The following is a 17,149-nucleotide window of genomic DNA, read 5'->3' on the forward strand; positions in this document are numbered from 1 at the left end:
GGATTTCCTAGCAGCCGCAATCGCATCCGCAGTCGCCGCAGCAGCCGTCGTCACCGCAGCAGCTGCAGCAGTCGCCGCACGCGCTGCCGCAGTCGCAGCAACTGCCGCAGTCGCAGCGCTTGATCCACGCTTCCTTCTGCTCACCGGAGCACGGGCTGGTGTGGTCGAAGCAGCAGGCCAGGCCGGTGCAGTACAGACCGAGGACGACCCCGCCCGCCTTGAACGATCCGGGGCGGGTGGGGCCGGGCCGCTGCGGGGCCTGGTGCGAGGAATGTGGCTGGGCCGCAGCGGAAGTGCGGCAGGCGTGGCCCACCGCGATCCCCAGGCCGGTGCCGATGCGCCGCAGCAGCGCGGTCAACGGGTCGAGCAGTGCCCAGCGCACGGTGGGCAGCTGGTCGAGCTCGGCGTCGGCGGCGGTGCGGCGGATGATCCGCTCGCTCTCGCGCACCAGCTGGTAGGCGCGGGGCATGTCGGTGCCGGTGGCTTCGAGGGGATTGAAGCGGCCGCGGGCGAGGTCGCGTTCGCGGTCTTCGATGGCGTCGGCCAGGTGGGCGATGCGGCCTACGTGGCGGCCGATTTCCTGAAGGGCGGCAACGTTTTCCGGGCGGCCTGCCAAAGTGGCGGTGTGGCCGAACAGGGTGGCCGCGCAGAGCTGGGTGGGGCCGGTGAGGTCGTCGAGGGTGATCGGTGCGGAGTCGGCACGCAGCCCAGCTCGAGGCGTTGGGCCGGGCTCAGCCGCACCTATGTTCGCGCGCGGTTCGGAAGCATCCAGCCCCGTCCGAGCAGCGGCCGCACGCGGCACCTCGAGCTGGGACCGCCCGGAGCTCACCGCCCGCTGGGCCGCGTGCCGGTCCAGCACGGTCCGCATTGCCAGCGCCTCGAGGCGGGGCTGGTCGGCGATGGCGGTCAACAGGGGTTGGGCGTCGAGGCCGATCCGATCGGCTTCGCGCAGGGCGTGCGCGGTCCACGCGTCCGACATTCGGCGCATGGGGCGGCGGGCGAGGGCGGCGGCGTCACCGTCGTCGGCGTGATCGCGAATCTTGGCCGCTCCCAACAGCAATGACGCCGTGGCGGCCAGCCGCACACCGGGGGCGTTCGCGGAGACGACCGAGGCCCGGCGCATCCCGCGCAGGGGGCAGGGTCCGGCCGTGGTGCGGGTATCGGCGGCAGCGGACTGCGCTTCGGTGAGCACGCTCAGCACGATGGCGTCGGTATTGGTCGCGGTGCGGGCCAGCTGGCCGTGCCCGTCACGCAGGCCCAGACACAGCCCGCACATGTGTGCCTGCCACTGCCCCGGATCGATGCCGTACTTCGCCGCGCCATGCGCGCACGGCTTCAACATGCCGAACACTTCCCACCCCGTCTGTCGAGAAACTTCTAGCCGTGCACATTCGCAGGCCGACGGGACTCTGGCAAGCGCTAGTCGTTCTTCTTGCGACCGGCCAGGCCGCGCCAGGCCAGATCGTCGAGCAGATCGACCGCCTCGGCCACCTCGATGCGGCCACCGGCGACCCGGTCGGCGATGGCCTCGCCCGCGCCGATCACGGCCGCGGCGACCACCTCGAAGTTGGTGCCGGGCTCGGCGTGCTTGGCGCTGGATTCCAGCAGCTTGGCGGTGAGCTCGATGACGCGCTCGCGGGCGTTGTCGATCTCGGAGGCGAAAGCTTGCTGACCGATTGCCTGACGGTAGAGCACCTGCCAGGACTGGCGGTTGCGGTCGACGAAATCGAGGAAGCCCTCGAGCGCGGTGCGGACCTGTTCGTGCGGGGTCAGCTGCGGGTTGCCCGCGGGCGCGACGGCCTCGATGAAACGCAGGCCCTCGCGCTGGATGCAGGCGCGGAACAGCTCGTCCTTGGAGCCGTAATACAGGTAGAGCATGGGTTTGGAGATCTTGGCCTCGGCCGCGATGGCGTCCATCGAGGTGTCGTGGAAGCCCTTGCGCGCGAAAACCTCGACCGCGGCGTCGAGCATCTGCTGCTCACGAACCGCACGGGGAAGTCGCTTCGTTCCGCCCGCCATCCACTACTCCTACCGCAGGGTGAACGTATATCTTACTTCAAGGTAAGTTCACCCGTGCCCATTTGCCGCACAGTCGCCACGCGGCTCAGCAGGGCAGCGATGCGCCTTTGTAGCGCGCCATCCGCAGCACCGACGCGTCGACCTTGTCGGCGGGCAGTTTGCCACTCGCCACCGACTGTTCCAAACGGTCGAGCACCTGCGGCACCGCGCTGGTGCTGATCCACAGGGCATTGTCGGCGCCCGCGACCAGCGCGGCCTCGACCGCTTCCTCGATCGAGAGCCGGGCGGTGATGGCGGCCATGCCACCCAGATCGTCGGTGAAGATCGGGCCGTCGAAGGGGGCGGCGCCGTAGCCGGTCCCCTCACGCAGCAGCGACATGGCGGCCGGGCTGATGCTGGCGGGCACACCCGGGTCGGTCAGGCCGGGCACGTCGAGGTGGCCGACCATCACGGCGGCACCGGAACCGACCAGGTTGCGGAACGGCACAAGGTCCTTGTCCTGCAACTCCGACAGCGGCGGGGTGGTGACCGCGCCGGTGTGCGAATCACCCGAGCCGGAACCGTGGCCGGGGAAGTGCTTGATCACCGAACCGAGGCCGACCTCGTTGGACGCGCGGATGTAGGCGTCGGCGAACTTCGTGACCACCTCGGGGTCGTCGCTGAAGGAACGATCGCCGATGACGCTGTCGTCGGGCTGGCTGCTCACGTCGACATCGGGGGCGAAGTTGACGGTGATACCGAGGTCTTTGAGGGCCTTCGAGCGGGCCAGGGTGTCCTGGTAGTACTGCTCGGGCGTATCGGTCTGCGCGATCTCCCTGGCCGACGGGATCGCGCCGATGACGTTGGCCGCGCGCGAGACGCGGCCACCCTCCTCGTCGATGGTGACCATCAGCGGCACCTTGGCCAGCGCCTTCACGGCGTCGAGCTGGGACTTGTCCAGCAGGCTCGGATCGGTCCAGCTGCCGACGAAGATGCCGCCCACCTGCTCGGTGCTCACCACGTTGGTGGCGTCGTCGGAGCCGGTGATGCCGACGGTGAGCAACTGGGCGAGCTTCTCGCGCTGGCTGAACTGGGCGAGGTAGTCGGCGCCGCAGTCCTTGGGGACCGGAGCCACCGGGCTCGCCTCGCCGGGAGCCGCCGAGGACGGGGCGCCGCTGCTCGCCGCGGGCGTCGTCTCCGAGGACGACCCTCCCGAGCAGGCGGTGGCGACGGCGGCGAGGACTGCGAACACGACCACAGGCGATTTCCGCATGGGCTCCACGGTAGCCCGCGTTGCCCGCATCGCATCGCAACAGGTTGAGAACAGCTTGCGATTACGCAGGTCGAGACCGGGGTAATCTGGTGCCAAAGACGCCGGACCTGCGCAGGAGGTCGTCATGGCTTGCGATCGGATGCTCATCGCCTACGACGGTTCCGAACACGCCAAACGGGCCATCGAGTACGCGGGCCGCTTCCTCAGCGCCGAGCGCGCGATCCTGCTCACCGCCTGGGAACCGATGGTGCGGCAGGCCGCCCGGATCTCCGGGCTGGCCGGGGTGATGCAGCCGGACTGGGTGCCCGACGAGGAGCTCGAGGACATCGCCTACGTCGAGGCGCGCAAGATCAATGCCGAGGGCGTGCACCTGGCGAAACTGGCGGGGATCGTCGCCGAGCCGCGCACCGCCGAATGCACCACCACCATCTGGAACGCCATCGTGGACTGTGCCGACGAGCTGGATGTGGACGTGATCGTCGCGGGCACGCGCGGGGCGAGCGGCCTGCGGGCGCTGCTGCACAGCAGCGTGGCCGAGGCGGTGCTCAAGCACGGGCACCGGCCGGTCTTCCTGGTGCCGCCGCCACCGCAGTGAGCTGGGTCGCGGTTCGCGTCGGTGGGTGGCGCTAGGGTCGACGGACCATGAACCGGTTCCTGCTCGCCCGACCCGACTCGGTGCTGCGTGCGTCGGGGATGGTGGCGAGTTTCGCCGATCCCCGGCAGGCTGTCGCGGCGCTGCGCTCGTGGCAGGGTCTGGGCGATCCGGTGCTGCCCAGGGCGACGGCGGCCGACGGGGCCGACGCGATGGCGCACGTCGATGGCGGAGCGGACGCGGCGGTGCGGACCGGCTCGGCTCCGGCGGGCGATCGCACCACCGCGACCGGACCAGCCGACGAGCAGCGTGAGAGCACGATCGGCGGTAGCGAGACGCCAGGATGTGACGGCGCGGATCGAGCGCCGCGCGTGATCGTCGGTGCGTTGCCCTTCGATCCGCGCGAGCCTGCCGCGCTGTGGCAGCCGGAGACCGTCGAACACACCGCGGGACCTTGGCGGCCCGCCGCGGTGCCGGAGTTGCCCGCCGTACGGGTTGTCACCGAAATACCCAGTGCGGCAGAGCATGTGGTCCGCGTGACCAAGCTCGTCGAGAAGCTCGCCGCGCCGGACAACGCGCTGGTGAAAGTGGTCGCGGCGCGTTCGGTACTCGTGGAGGCGGCGGCCTCGCTGGAGCCGGAAGTCGTTGCGGCGCATCTGCTCATCGCGCATCCGCGGGCGAATATCTACTCCGTGGATCTGAGCGCCGCCGGACGGCCCGGGGAGACGCTGCTCGGCGCGACGCCCGAGGTGCTGGTCGAACGGCACGGTGATCGGGTGTCGCTGCACCCGCTGGCGGGGACGCTCCCCCGGCTCGCCGATCCGGCAGACGATTCGGCACAGGCGCGGGAGTTGTTGTCCAGCAGCAAGAATCGTGACGAACACGGGTATGTGGTGGAGTGGATCCGGCAGCAGCTGACGCCGGTGTGCGCCGAACTGCACATCCCCGACTCGCCGGAACTGATGAGCACCGAGCAGGTGTGGCACCTGGCCACTCCCATCCACGGCGTGCTGCGCGATCCGTCGACCACCGCGCTCGAACTGGCCCTGCTGCTGCATCCGACGCCTGCCGTCAACGGCACCCCCTTCGACGACGCGCTCGCCGCGATCACCGCCGACGAACCACGGCGTGGTTTCTACGGCGGCGCGGTGGGCTGGTGCGCGGCCGATGGCGACGGCGAGTGGCTGGTGGCGATTCGCGGCGGTGAGCTGTCGGCCGACGGGCGCGGCCTGCGGGCGAGCGCGGGCGGCGGGATCGTCGCGGACTCCGATCCGGCGGCCGAGCTGGCCGAGACCACGGCCAAACTCCGCACCCTGCTCGGCGCGCTGGATTGTCACCTGCCCGAAGACTGACCAACGGGCTCGCACCTGCTAGGTTGGCCGGAGAAAGGCCCGACGTCGAGCGTATTGGAGTGCGCGATGAAGTTTGCTGTTCCGGCTGTTGCCAGCGCGGTCGGCGGCGCCCTGCTGAGCGCAATCGCCGTCTTCGCGATCACGGCCGCGGTGCAGCAGAACACGGCGCCCTCGATCGACCGCAGCGGTGACAAGGATTCCTCGCTGCTCAACGCCCCTGAATACGGCAGCCGCTGAGGCCGACGCCCGCGCGTCGCGCCCCGATTCGGGGCAACTGAACAAGGCGCCACTGGGCTGGCGCTGGTTCGTCGGCTCGGTGGTAGCCGCCTTCGTACTGACCTTCGCGCAGGCGCCCGGCCTCACCGTCGCCGACACCAAATACGATCTCGCGCAGAACCCGCTCGGCTTCCTCGCGCGGGCCTCGCATCTGTGGAACAGCCAGGCCCCGATGGGCCAGGTCCAGAACCAGGCGTACGGCTACTTCTTCCCGCACGGCACCTTCTTCTCCGCCGGACATCTGCTGCACGTGCCCGCCTGGGTGACCCAGCGCGTCTGGTGGGCACTGCTGCTGCTCGCGGGCTTCTGGGGCATCGTCAAACTGTGCGAGACGCTGGGCATCGGCGCGCGCGGGTCACGCGTGATCGCGGGTATCGCCTTCGCCCTGTCACCCCGGGTGCTCACGACGCTCGGTTCGATCTCCTCGGAGACGCTGCCGATGATGCTGGCGCCGTGGGTGCTGCTCGCGCCCGCCGCGCTGGGGGTGGCGCTGCGTGGGCGCGCTCGCGGCGGATCGGCGGCGTACAACGGCGACGCGCCCGCGATCCGGCGTGGCGGGGTGCTCTCCCCCGCCGGTAGCGCACTCGCGCTGGCGTTGATGGGGTCGGTGAACGCCGTCGCGACGGTCGCGGCGTTCCTGCCCGCGGCGCTGTGGTGGGCCTCGTACCGGCCGAATCGGGCCTGGTGGAAGTTCACCCGGGCGTGGATTCCGCTGCTGGTGCTGGCGACCTTCTGGTGGGTGGTGCCGCTGCTGCTGCTCGGGAAGGTGAGTCCGCCGTTCCTGGACTACATCGAGTCCTCGGGGGTGACCACGCAGTGGGCGTCGCTGAGCGAGGTGCTGCGCGGCACCGACAGCTGGACGCCGTTCGTCTCCCCGGAACGCATCGCGGGCGCGGTGCTGGTGACCCAGCCCGCCGCGGTGCTGGCGACCGGGCTGCTCGCGGCCGCGGGCATGGCGGGACTGGCCCGCAAGTCGATGCCGTACCGGGGGCGGATCGTGCTGATCCTGTGCGTCGGGCTGGCGGGGATCTGCGCGGGGTATGTCGGCACGATGGGCGGGCCGTTCGCCGAGTCGGTGCGGGTCTTCCTGGACGCGGGCGGCGCGCCGCTGCGCAATGTGCACAAGCTCGAGCCGTTGATCCGCCTGCCGCTGGTGCTCGGCCTGGCCCATCTGCTCGGCCGGGTGGCCCTGCCCGCCTCGGCGCCGCTGCGCCGGTCGCTGACCGCGTTCGCCCATCCCGAGCGCGACCGGCTCGTCGCGGTGGCCGCGCTGGTCCTGGCCGCGCTCACCCTGGCGACCTCGCTGGCCTGGACCGGCAGACTCGCCCCGCGCGGCGCCTACGACGAGGTGCCGCGATACTGGACCGACACCGCGCAGTGGCTGGCCGACAATGCCGCCGACACGCGCGCGCTGATCGTCCCCGGCGCGCCCTTCGGCAGCCAGATCTGGGGACTCACCCGCGACGAACCCCTCCAGGCGCTCGCGCAAACCCCTTGGGCCGTCCGGGATTCCGTGCCGCTGAACCCGCCGGGCACCATCCGGGCGATGGACTCCGTACAGCGGCTCATCGCCGACGGACGCCCGTCCGCCGGGCTGGCCGCGACCCTGGCCGACCAGGGCATCGGCGTCCTGGTCCTGCGCAACGACCTCGACCCCGAGACCTCGCGCTCCACCCGGCCGATGCTGGCGCACGCCGCGATCGAGGGCTCACCGGGGCTGACGAAGGTGGCCGAGTTCGGTGCGCCCATCGGCCCGCGGGCGGCCGACGAGGGCCTGGTGGTCGACAACGATCTGCTGCCGCCCTATCCCGCGATCGAGATCTACCGCGTCGAGGTGCCCGGCCCCGGCACCCCGGTCGAGGTGCGCAGCGGCACCGGCGCACCGCCGGCGTTCCCCGGCGCCTACACCGTGCCGCTCGACGCGGTGCCCGTGGTCAAGGGCGGGCCCGAGGTGCTGGAACGGGTCCGGCGCGACAACGAGAACCCCACCGCGCCGGTGATTCTCGACGCGGATGCCCGCCGCGCCGGACTTCCGCCGCGCCCGGTGCTGCTGACCGATACCCCGATGGACCGCGAATCCGATTTCGGCCGCGTCGACAACCACAACTCCGCGGTCCGCGCCGCCGACGACGCCCGGCGCACCCACAACCTCGTTCCGGACTATCCCGTCGAGGGCGCCGGGCTGGTGCAGGGCGAATGGTCGGGCGCGAAGGTGACCGCGTCGAGCTCGGCCGCCGACGCCACCCAGATCGGCGGCGCCGCGCCCGGCAGTTCCACCGCGGCGGCCGTCGACGGCGATCCGAGCACGGCCTGGATCAGCAATGGCTCCGAAGCCGCGCTCGGGCAATGGATTCGGCTCGACCTGGACCAGCCGATCACCTCCGGCTCGCTGCGCTTCACCACCACCGCGGCGGCACTGGGCGATCCGGTGAAGTGGGTCGAGGTGCGCACGCCGCGCGGCACCGTGTCGGCGCGGATCACCGAACCCGGTGAGCCGGTGGCGGTTCCGCTGCCCGCGGGGTCTACCGAGTGGGTGATGATCACCGCCGCGCGCACCGAGACCGGCACCGCCGGTGGACAGTTCGGCATCAGCGAACTCACGCTCGACGACTACTCCAACCGCGAGGCACCGGTGCGGGTGGACATCCGGCACCGGATCGTCCTGCCCGACGTCCCCGCCGGGACGGTGCCCAGCGGCTGGGATCTGGGACAGGAATTCCCCGGGCGCAGCAACTGTTTCGACGGTCCCGGCCGCGTGCACTGCAGCAAGGGCCTCGGCCTGCCCGCCGAGGAACCGGGCGTGTTCACCCGCACGCTGGCGGTGCCGGAGCCGCTGACCGTCGGCACCGATCTCACCGTGCGCACCCGGCCCGGCCCGGCGCTCGAAGCCCTGCTCACCGATCCCACCCGCCCGGTCGCGCGCGGCAAGGCCGATGTCGCCGACCTGCGCGGCGCCGCCTTCGCGGCCACCGACGGCGATCCGAAGACCACCTGGACCGCGCCGGAGTCCACGGTGCGCGAGCCCCTGGGCGGCAAACCGACACTGGTACTGGAACTTCCGGAACCCGCGCTGGTCACCGGACTCGACATCACCACCGCGCTGGGCGGCCTGCCCGCGACGGCCACCGGCGTGACGGTGAACCTCGGCAACGGCCCGCAGGTGCGCGAGCTGCCCGACCGCGAACACGGTGAGCCCGCGCGGATCTCGCTGTATCCCACGGTGACCGATCGGGTGGAGATCAGCATCCGGTCCTGGCGCGAGGTGCTCGACCGGACCGCGCTCGGCTTCGTGCTCACCCAGCCGCCCGGGCTCGCCGAGGTCGAGGTGCTCGGACCCGACTATCCGGCGCCCGCTCCCGGTGACCGGCTGGTCACCATCGGCTGCGAGCAGGGTCCGGTGATCGCGGTCGGCGGGCGTGCGGTGCACACGACGATCACCGCCACCGCCGACGAACTCCGTTCCGGCGCACCTGTTTCCGCGCGTCCGTGCGAGGCCGACGCCGCCGATGTCGAACTGCTGCCCGGACATCCCGACCTCACAGTGGTCCCGACCGAACTCTTCACGGTCGACCGCCTGCGCCTGACCCGCACCGACCCCTACCCGGGTGCGCCCGCTGTCGGCGAACAGGACCAGGCGGGTTCACCGGTTCCCGCCGATGGCGAAGAGACCGCGCCGGAAAGCACCCCTCCCGGTGGTGATTCCTCCGGCACCCGACTGCTGGTGCTGCCGCTCAGTACCAATGTGGGTTGGGAGGCGCGGACCGCATCGGGAGCCGAACTGGCGCCGGTGGTCGTCGACGGCTGGCAGCAGGGCTGGGTGATCCCGGCGGGGACCACCGGGGAGATCACCGTCTCGTTCCCGGCCGACCGGTGGTATCGCCTATCGATCTTCGGTGGCCTGCTGCTGTTGATTCCGCTTGTGCTGCTCGCGATTCCGCGTCGCCGTCCGCTACCTGATCAGGGTCCCGCGCCGACGACCTGGGGTGTGCGCTGGGTCGGCGCGGTCGGGCTCACCGGTGCGATCGCGGTCATCAGCGGGCCGATCGGTGCGGCGTTCACGGTGATCGGGTTGGCGTGTAGTCGTTTCCGGCCCCGGATGACAGCCGAGACGCTGCCGTGGATCGCGGGCGTGGGCACGCTGATCTCGGCGGCGGCGTTGTCGACGGGGACCTGGCGCTCCGGGACGCCGTACATGGGCGGGTCCATCTGGGCTCAGGCACCGGCGGTCCTTGCCGTCATCGCGGTGGGCCTCGCCGCACTCCCCCGCCGCACTCCCCCGCCGCCGCGATCGACAGCAGTCGAGCGAGCGCACCGGGATTCGGCCACAGCTCGACCCCGCTGATCGGCGGTGATACGGGCCGCTGTCGACGTGCGCGGTCCCGATCAGTGCGTCGACGCCGGGGCGGGGGTCGATTCGCGGGCGGCGCGGCGGGCTGCCTCGGCCTCGGCGGCGCGCTTGTCGACGCGGCGGGCCCACAGGCGGGCCGGTTCCTCGATGAGGGCGTAGCTCGCGGCGGCCAGCGGCAGCGTGCCCAGGACGGTGAGGGTGAGGACGTAGAGCAGGTGGCCGTTGAACGGGAGGATGGCGAAGACGGGGAAGACCATGGTGAGCACCACCAGGTGCCACAGGAAGATCCCGTAGGACCAGCGGCCGAGGACGGCGGCGGGGCTCGACTCCAGCCAGCGGTGCGGCTTCGCCTCGACGGGGCGCAGCACCAGCGGGGCGAGCAGGCCGAAGCCCAGGATCATGCCCAGCAGCATCTTCATCGCGTACTGCCACGGTTCGGCGCGTTCCAGGCCGGCGGGGCCACCGTATTCGGTCGCCGAGATCAGGAACGCCACCAGCGCGATCGCCCACATGAGCCGCTGGTTGGACAGCACCCTGCCCCAGCGTGAGGCGGGCGCGACCAGGTGGATCAGCTCCGCGAGCACCATGCCCGCGCCGAACCAGGGCAGGTAGCCGGGCAGCCAGTTGTCGGCGTGGATGGCGTCCGGGGTCGGCACCGGCCAGAAGTTCCAGGTCAGGCTCACCGCGATGAGCACGCCGAGCACCGGCACCCGCCAGCGCGCCGCGCGGCCGCGCAGCCGCACCACCAGCCAGGCCAGCAGCGGCAGCACCAGGTAGAAGGCCACCTCCACCGACAGGCTCCACATCTGGGTGAGGCCGTCGGTGAGCGTCAGCGGCACGAAGACCTGCAGCAGGAACAGGTTCGACACCCACACCCGCAGATTGGCCGACTGCGCCGCACTCGGCAGCAGGACCAGCACGAACACCACCACGACCCAGTAGGCGGGCATGATCCGCGCGAAGCGGTGCAGCAGGTAGCGCGCGGTGGAGGGGGCACTACCGTACCCGTGCGCGCGGGCCGCGTGCGGACGCCAGAGCAGGAACCCCGACAGCGCGAAGAACACCGCGACCGCCATGTCGAAGCGTTCCAGGATCGGGCCGAGCACCCGGATGTGCCCGCTGCCGGTCTGGAACGCGACGTGGGTGAGCAGCACACCGAGCGCCGCCATCCCGCGCATTCCCTCCAGAGCGGGAATGAAGGCGCGTGGGGGCGGAACGGGGGCTGTGGCGATCGTCATCGAGGTCCAGTCTGCCGTGTCGGCAATTCCCTGGGCGAGCGTGTCGGCGATTTACCGGGCGCAGGGCCCATGTCCATAGGTGTGGGCTGTTAGTGTCGGGGCTCACGAGGGCCTGTGGTCGCAATACCAGACCACCGGATGATCCGTGTTCGAACGACGAGGAGAGTTTGCATGGCACTGAGTGCCGGAACCAGAAGGACGGTTGCCTGCGTGCTCGTGGGTCTGGGCGCGGCATTACTCGTCGCCGCGCTGATGATCCCCACCTACACGGTGAGCAAGGTCGCCAAGACTCCGCTCGACCTCGAGATCACCACCATCGCCGAGAACCAGCCGGGCGAGGAGAGCCTCGTGCTCGACTCCAAGTCGCTGACCACCGGTGACGGTCCGGCCGTCGTGAACAAGGACGTGCCGCTGGTCTCGCAGCGCTTCGTCACCGTCGAGGAGCCCTCCGACGCCGACGAGATGACGCTGCAGGCGGGCCAGACGCTGCGCCGCACCGACGTGCAGGGCGACACCGGCCTGCTCAGCGCCATGATCGACCGCGTCACCATCTCGCGCACCACCGGCGAGCCGGTCGACACCGACCCCAACGGCTCGATCGCGGTCACCGTGGACAAGAACGGCAGCGTCATGGACCCGGTGCAGCACACCGGCCTGGGCTACCGCTTCCCGATCGGCACCGAGAAGAAGACCTACCCGTACTTCGACGTCAACGTGCGCAAGTCCTTCGATGCCAACTTCATCGAAGAGACCGAGATCAACAGCATGAAGGTCTACCGGTTCCAGATGATCGCGCCGGTCACCAGCACCTGGGACGTGGTGCAGTCGCCGACCAACCGGCTGACGCTGCCCGCCAAGAAGTGGGGCGTGGGCGACGACGACACCCCGGTCACCATGACCCGCTACTACACCAATGTGCGTGACCTGTGGGTCGAGCCGCAGACCGGCACCGTCATCAAGGGCGGCGAGTCGATCCACCTGTTCTACGCCCGCAACGGCGACAAGCCCGAGGTGACCGCGCTCAAGTCGCACATCGTCTTCGACGAGTCGACCATCGAATCGCAGATCGCGATCGCCAAGGAGAACACCGACAAGCTCTCGCTGTTCGGCCGGATCGTGCCGATCGTGTTCGGCATTCTCGGTGTGATCGCGCTGCTGGCCGGCCTGTTCCTCGGCCTGCGCGGTGGTGGCGGCACGCCTGCCCACGCGAGCCCGCGCGGTGGCCGTCCGGCGCCCGCCCCGGCGCCGGAGCCCGAGACGCGTGAGTCGGGCGCGACGAGGTGGGATGACGACGACGCTCCGACCACGCAGTTCCCGCGCGGGGACTACGACGGTCCCACCGAGCAGATCGACACCAACAAGCGTCCCTGAGGACTGTTCGATCCCGACGGCCCCGGTCATCATGACCGGGGCCGTCGGCGTTTCCGGGGCAGCGGTTCGGTTGCGCTCGCGGTTTGCAGGTTATCCACAGGGGTTCGGTGCATGGTGTGTGGATGAAGGGTCCAGGAAGGGGTCGAACGGGTGTTCCCCAGCCCCAGCTGGCGGTTTCCGGTCGGACCGAAGTTATCCACAGGTAGTTGTCCACAGGCTGCGGGATTGTGGATTGCTGGACGCCGATTACGCGGCGACGGGTTCGCGCGGGGTGGCGCGCGCGGCGGTGCGCAGGACGACGACCGCGACGATCGTCGTGGTGACGGCGGCGACGGAAACCGCAGTGCTGATCAGCGTGCCGATCGAGCGGGCGAAGGCGAGCATGAGGGTCACCTCGAGCGCCAGACCCACCCAGGTGACCGCGGCCAGCGCCGTGCGTTCCACGGCGATGGCCGAGAGCAGCGCGCCCTGGAGGACGGCCAGGATCGCGCCGTGCAGGGCGAACATCCACAGCAGGCCCTGGATCGGCGCGTAGTCCTGTCCGGCGAACAGGGGGGCCAGCGGGGCGGCCACCGCGGCACCGAGCACCGCGACGATGCCGATCACCGACAGCACCGAGAGCGCGTCACGGATGGCCCGCGCGGAGTGGGTGGGCTGGGCCATGCGCGGATACAGCACCACACCGACGGCCTGTGGGAGCCAGAAGGCGATCTTGGTGGCGATGGTGCCGAGGGAGTAGCGGCTGGCGTCGACGTCGTCGAGGACGATGCGCACGACGATGAGGTCGGCGGAGGACAGGGCCATGAGGGCGGCCTGGACCTGGACGGCGCGCAGGACGGGGAGGACGCCGATGGCGGGTCGTCTCGTGCCGGCTTCGCGGGTCGCCGGGTCGGGAGCGTTTCGCGCCGAGGGGCCGTCCGACGGCATGGAATCGCCTTCGGTCTGCGCGGTGGCAGGGTTGTCGGCGCTCGTGCTGACGGCGCGGGCTATGCGGGCGGCGAGCGCGGCAGCGCCGATGATGCCCGCGGCTCCGGCCCACAGGGCGCCCGCCGCTCCGCCCCCGAGTGCGAGGGCCAGCAGCGCGGGGGCGACGCGGGCGGTTCCCGCCATCGCCAGAACAACCGCGAGCTGACGGAAACGGTTGCCGCCCTGCAGGATTCCCTGCTCCCCCGACAGGATGACCAGCGCGGGCGCCGCACCCAGCGCGCCCGCCGCCGCCCACACCCCCACATGGAGCAACCCGGCCACGACCGGAACCAGCACCACCGCCACCGCGGCGACCAGCGCGGCACAGCGCCACTGCATCGCGCGCACGGCCGACAGGCTCGCCCCGCGCACCACCTCGCGCGCGACCACGTTCTGCATGGCCAGGGCGGGCACCGCGCACAGCAACTGCACGGCCAGCAGGCTGGCGAACTCGCTGTAGCCCGCGACGCCGAGCCAGCGACCGGCGAGCAGTTGCAGCAGGTAACCGGCGACGTTGGCGGTCATCGCGCCGGCCGTCACCCAGGTCAGGTCAGCAACGACAGGGGGGCGACGGACCGAGGACACGCCTCATCGTCGCACCTGTGTGTGCCGGGCGCGGGCGGTACCCCGAAAATGTGAGTCCGACCGGACTCACCTGGCGTGTCCGCCCGGCTACGGACCGCACCGGGCCAGGTCGGCGCAACCGGGAACCGGCCCACTCGACCCCGGTCTCCGCGCCCTGGGACGGGACGTAAGGTGCGGGTGGTGAGTAATTCGCGTGCGAGGGCCTGGGTCGCCGGATACTGTGCGCTGCTCACGCTGGTCATCATCGGGCCGCTGGCGGGCTCGGGCTATCTGCTGCTACGTGACGCGGTGAGCACCCCCCGTTCCTATCTCACCGACTCCGCCCTCGGCCTCGGTGCCGCCGCCCCGCGCGCGGTCCCGCAGGACGCGCTGCTGGCGGTGCTGTCGCCGGTGATCGACGGCGGCATTCTGGTGAAGGCCATTCTCATCGTCGCGCTGTGGGCGGCGGGGTACGGCGCCGCCGCGCTGGCCCGCCGGTTCGTCGACGCGTCGCTGCCGGCACAGCTGGTCGCCGCGACCCTCGCGCTGTGGAATCCCTTTGTCGCCGAACGGCTTCTGCAAGGGCACTGGAGTCTGCTGGCCGGATACGCGGCGCTGCCGTGGACCGCGCTCGCGGCGGTGCGGGTGCGCCGGGCCCTCGCACCGGAACGCCTCGGGGCCTGGGCCGCGCTGGCGGCGAGCTTCGCGGCGGCGGGACTGACACCCACCGGGTCGCTGCTGGCGGCGATCATCGGACTCGCGCTGGTCGGTCGTCGGGCGCTGCTCCCGGCTGTCGTGCTGTGGTTGGTGAGTTGCGCGCCGTGGCTGACCGCGACGGCGCTCGGATCGGGCGCCGAGCCGTCCGATCCCGCCGGTGTGGCGGCGTTCGCGGCGCGGGCCGAACCGTGGCTGGGCACGCTGGGCAGCCTGGCCGGGCTCGGCGGGATCTGGAACAGCGAAGCGGTGCCCGCCAGCCGGACGACACCGTTGGCCCTGATAGCGACCGTCTTCCTGCTCGCCATCGTGGCACTCGGGGTGCGCGCGGTGTGGACGCGCGGGCGCGGCGGGCGGACCCTGCTGGTGATCGCGGCGGCGGCCATCGTGCTGCCCGCGCTCGGCGCGACGCCGTGGGGACTGGCCTTCGGCGAGTGGCTGGTGGTGCACGTGCCCGGGGCGGGGTTGCTGCGGGATACGCAGAAGTATGTGGCGCTGGCGATGCCCGCGTATGTGCTGTGCGCGGCGGCCGCGTGTCAGCAGGTCGCGGTGTGGTTTCAGCGCCGAGCTTCTGGAACATCCACAGTCGCAGCACTTTTCATCGCGCTCCTCGTTCTCCCGCTCGCCGACCTCGCTTGGGGAGTGGGCAACGAGATGCGTCCGGTGCACTATCCCGGCAGCTGGGCACAGGTGGCCGAGAAGATCGACGGGCCCGGCGACGTAGCCGTCCTCCCCGGCGGCATGTTCCGCCGATTCCCGTACAGCGGAACAGCTCCCGTCCTCGACCCGGCTCCGCGCATCCTGCCCAACGACGTGCTCCAGACCGGCGAACTCCGCGTCCGCGGTTACGCCGTCACCGGCGAAGGAAACCGTGCGCGCACCGTCGAGGACGCCCTGCTCGCAGGCGCCCCACCCACCACCCTCGCCGATCTCGGCGTGGGCTGGATCCTCGTGGAACGCACCACCCCCGGCCCCCTCGGAACCTCCGAGAAGACCCTGGCCGCGACCCAACTCGTCCACACAGACGACAACCTGTCCCTCTACCGCGTCCCCGACCCCACCCCTCGGGACATAGCGACCTCCACCCAACGGCGACTCTCCATCGCCGCCCACCTCCTCTGGGCCACACTCCTCGTCACGGCCCTCCTGACGACCGCCCTGCGCCGCCGCTGACCCGAACGGCGCGGCACCGCGACAGAGATCGAGGCGGCTGAAGGGTCAGTGCTGGGCGGGGGGTGCGACCAGGCCGGTGGTGAAGGTGCCGGTGGCGGCGGCGGAGAGGACCTCGTAGACGCCGGAGCCGGTCTGCTCCCAGGAGAACTCGCGGGCCCGGGCGCGGGCCTTCTCGCCCATGACCTGGCGGGTTTCCGGGTCGGCGAGCAGGTCGGCGGCCGCCAGGGCGAGCGCGGGGGCATCGTCGACGAGCAGGCCGGTGACGCCGTCGACGATGGAGTCGGTGAGGCCGCGGGAGCTGCGGTAGCCGATGGTGGGGACGCCGTGCTGGGCGGCCTCGATGACGGCCAGGCCCCAGCCTTCCTTGCGGGAGGGCATCACGTGCACCCACGCGGTGGACAGGATCTCGTGCTTGCGGTGTTCGTCGACGTGGCCGTGGAAGGTGACGGCGTCGGCGATACCGAGGGTGGCGGCGCATTCGCGCAGGTTGGGGGCCCACCAGCCGTCACCGATGACGTCGAGGTGCACGTCGGGGAACTGCTCGCGCAGGTGCGCGACGGCGGTGAGGGCGTCCTCGATCTGCTTGTGCGGAACCAGGCGCGACAGGACCGCGATGCGGGGGTGGGCGGCGCGGGTGGCGGCGTCACCGGGGACGACCTCGGCGGGCACCGGCTCGGCACCGTTGCGGACCACGGCGATGCGCTCGCGGTCGACGCCGAGCACGGCCAGTTCCTCGGCCGAGGGCAGCGACACCGTGAGGTACTGGTTGTCGCGATGCACGCGCGGGGACAGCTTGGACTCGATCCACCAGCCGATCCGCCCGACCAGCTTGCCTGCGACCGGCCACTGCTCGCGGTGCCCGTGATGCACCAGCACCACCGAGGGCACGCCGGTGGCACCGGCGAAGAAGGGGATGCCGTTCTGGGTGTCGATGACCACGTCGGGGCGCACGCCGCGCAGCGGGCCGATACCGAGCCGACCGGCCAGGATGGCGGCCAGCGCGCGCGGGTAGACGGTGAAGCGGCCGCCCGCGCGGCTGATGTCGATGCCGTCGACGCGCTCGCGGCGCGGGGCACCCGGATAACCGGCCGTACGCAGGGTGACCTTGACCCCGCGGGCCGCCAGCTGGGCGCCGACCTGCTCCAGGTACCGCTCGCTGCCCCCGCCCTGCGGGTGCCCCGTGTCACGCCAGCACAGCAGGAGGACTTCACGCACGGTCGGGTCTCGCCTTCGGGTCGGGGTCGGACAGACGTCGGCCCCTACCCTAGCGGAGTGTGTTCTACA

12 protein-coding genes are annotated in these 17,149 nt (G+C 71.3%); 6 read left to right on the forward strand and 6 right to left on the reverse strand.

The window, feature by feature from the left end; translation table 11 throughout:
* Positions 1 to 7 precede the first annotated feature (7 nt).
* The 3 genes from ACFC06_RS16700 to ACFC06_RS16710 form a co-directional block, all read right to left on the reverse strand.
* Entirely contained in the window at positions 8 to 1,351 is a 1,344-nt protein-coding gene (locus tag ACFC06_RS16700; RefSeq protein WP_375931475.1) for a DUF5685 family protein, read from the reverse strand.
* Positions 1,352 to 1,419: 68 nt separating this feature from the next.
* Complete coding sequence (locus tag ACFC06_RS16705) at positions 1,420 to 2,019, reverse strand: TetR/AcrR family transcriptional regulator (RefSeq protein ID WP_278261132.1); 600 nt, start codon at positions 2,017 to 2,019, stop codon at positions 1,420 to 1,422.
* Positions 2,020 to 2,104: 85 nt separating this feature from the next.
* Positions 2,105 to 3,271, reverse strand: coding sequence for a glycoside hydrolase family 3 N-terminal domain-containing protein (locus ACFC06_RS16710; RefSeq protein WP_375931479.1), 1,167 nt, complete (start codon positions 3,269 to 3,271; stop codon positions 2,105 to 2,107).
* Positions 3,272 to 3,395: 124 nt separating this feature from the next.
* On the opposite strand from ACFC06_RS16710, the gene ACFC06_RS16715 reads away from it, so the two are divergent.
* From ACFC06_RS16715 to ACFC06_RS16730, 4 genes are all read left to right on the forward strand, one after another.
* The gene (locus ACFC06_RS16715; protein ID WP_375931482.1) at positions 3,396 to 3,866 is read left to right on the forward strand and encodes a universal stress protein; all 471 of its coding nucleotides are present in this window, start codon (positions 3,396 to 3,398) and stop codon (positions 3,864 to 3,866) included.
* Positions 3,867 to 3,913: 47 nt separating this feature from the next.
* Complete coding sequence (locus ACFC06_RS16720; RefSeq protein ID WP_375931485.1) at positions 3,914 to 5,215, forward strand: isochorismate synthase MenF; 1,302 nt, start codon at positions 3,914 to 3,916, stop codon at positions 5,213 to 5,215.
* A 66-nt stretch (positions 5,216 to 5,281) separates the two neighbouring features.
* Entirely contained in the window at positions 5,282 to 5,452 is a 171-nt protein-coding gene (locus ACFC06_RS16725; RefSeq protein ID WP_022566695.1) for a DUF2613 domain-containing protein, read from the forward strand.
* A 79-nt stretch (positions 5,453 to 5,531) separates the two neighbouring features.
* Entirely contained in the window at positions 5,532 to 9,833 is a 4,302-nt protein-coding gene (locus ACFC06_RS16730; protein WP_375931490.1) for an alpha-(1->3)-arabinofuranosyltransferase family protein, read from the forward strand.
* 41 nt (positions 9,834 to 9,874) lie between these two features.
* Here ACFC06_RS16730 and ACFC06_RS16735 read toward each other — a convergent pair whose 3' ends face one another.
* Positions 9,875 to 11,077 (reverse strand): acyltransferase family protein, encoded by a 1,203-nt coding sequence (locus ACFC06_RS16735; RefSeq protein ID WP_375931493.1) that lies wholly within the window; start codon positions 11,075 to 11,077, stop codon positions 9,875 to 9,877.
* A gap of 171 nt (positions 11,078 to 11,248) precedes the next feature.
* Between ACFC06_RS16735 and ACFC06_RS16740 the strand changes: the two genes are divergently transcribed.
* Positions 11,249 to 12,448, forward strand: a complete 1,200-nt coding sequence (locus ACFC06_RS16740) for a DUF3068 domain-containing protein (protein WP_375931496.1) — start codon at positions 11,249 to 11,251, stop codon at positions 12,446 to 12,448.
* A gap of 246 nt (positions 12,449 to 12,694) precedes the next feature.
* On the opposite strand, the gene ACFC06_RS16745 is transcribed toward ACFC06_RS16740, so the two are convergent.
* Positions 12,695 to 13,939: a polysaccharide biosynthesis protein gene (locus tag ACFC06_RS16745; RefSeq protein WP_375931499.1), complete on the reverse strand. Its 1,245-nt coding sequence runs from the start codon at positions 13,937 to 13,939 to the stop codon at positions 12,695 to 12,697.
* A gap of 237 nt (positions 13,940 to 14,176) precedes the next feature.
* Here ACFC06_RS16745 and ACFC06_RS16750 point away from each other — a divergent pair, with 237 nt between their 5' ends.
* Positions 14,177 to 15,865 carry a hypothetical protein gene (locus ACFC06_RS16750; protein WP_375931502.1) on the forward strand — a complete coding sequence of 563 codons (1,689 nt, stop codon included), beginning with the start codon at positions 14,177 to 14,179 and terminating at the stop codon, positions 15,863 to 15,865.
* Between the two features lie 45 nt (positions 15,866 to 15,910).
* Here the strand turns inward: ACFC06_RS16750 and ACFC06_RS16755 are convergent, their stop codons facing one another.
* Positions 15,911 to 17,080, reverse strand: a complete 1,170-nt coding sequence (locus ACFC06_RS16755; protein WP_375931505.1) for a glycosyltransferase family 4 protein — start codon at positions 17,078 to 17,080, stop codon at positions 15,911 to 15,913.
* Positions 17,081 to 17,149 lie beyond the last annotated feature (69 nt).

It is taken from the genome of Nocardia sp. NPDC056064 (assembly GCF_042266925.1).
GTDB lineage: Bacteria > Actinomycetota > Actinomycetes > Mycobacteriales > Mycobacteriaceae > Nocardia.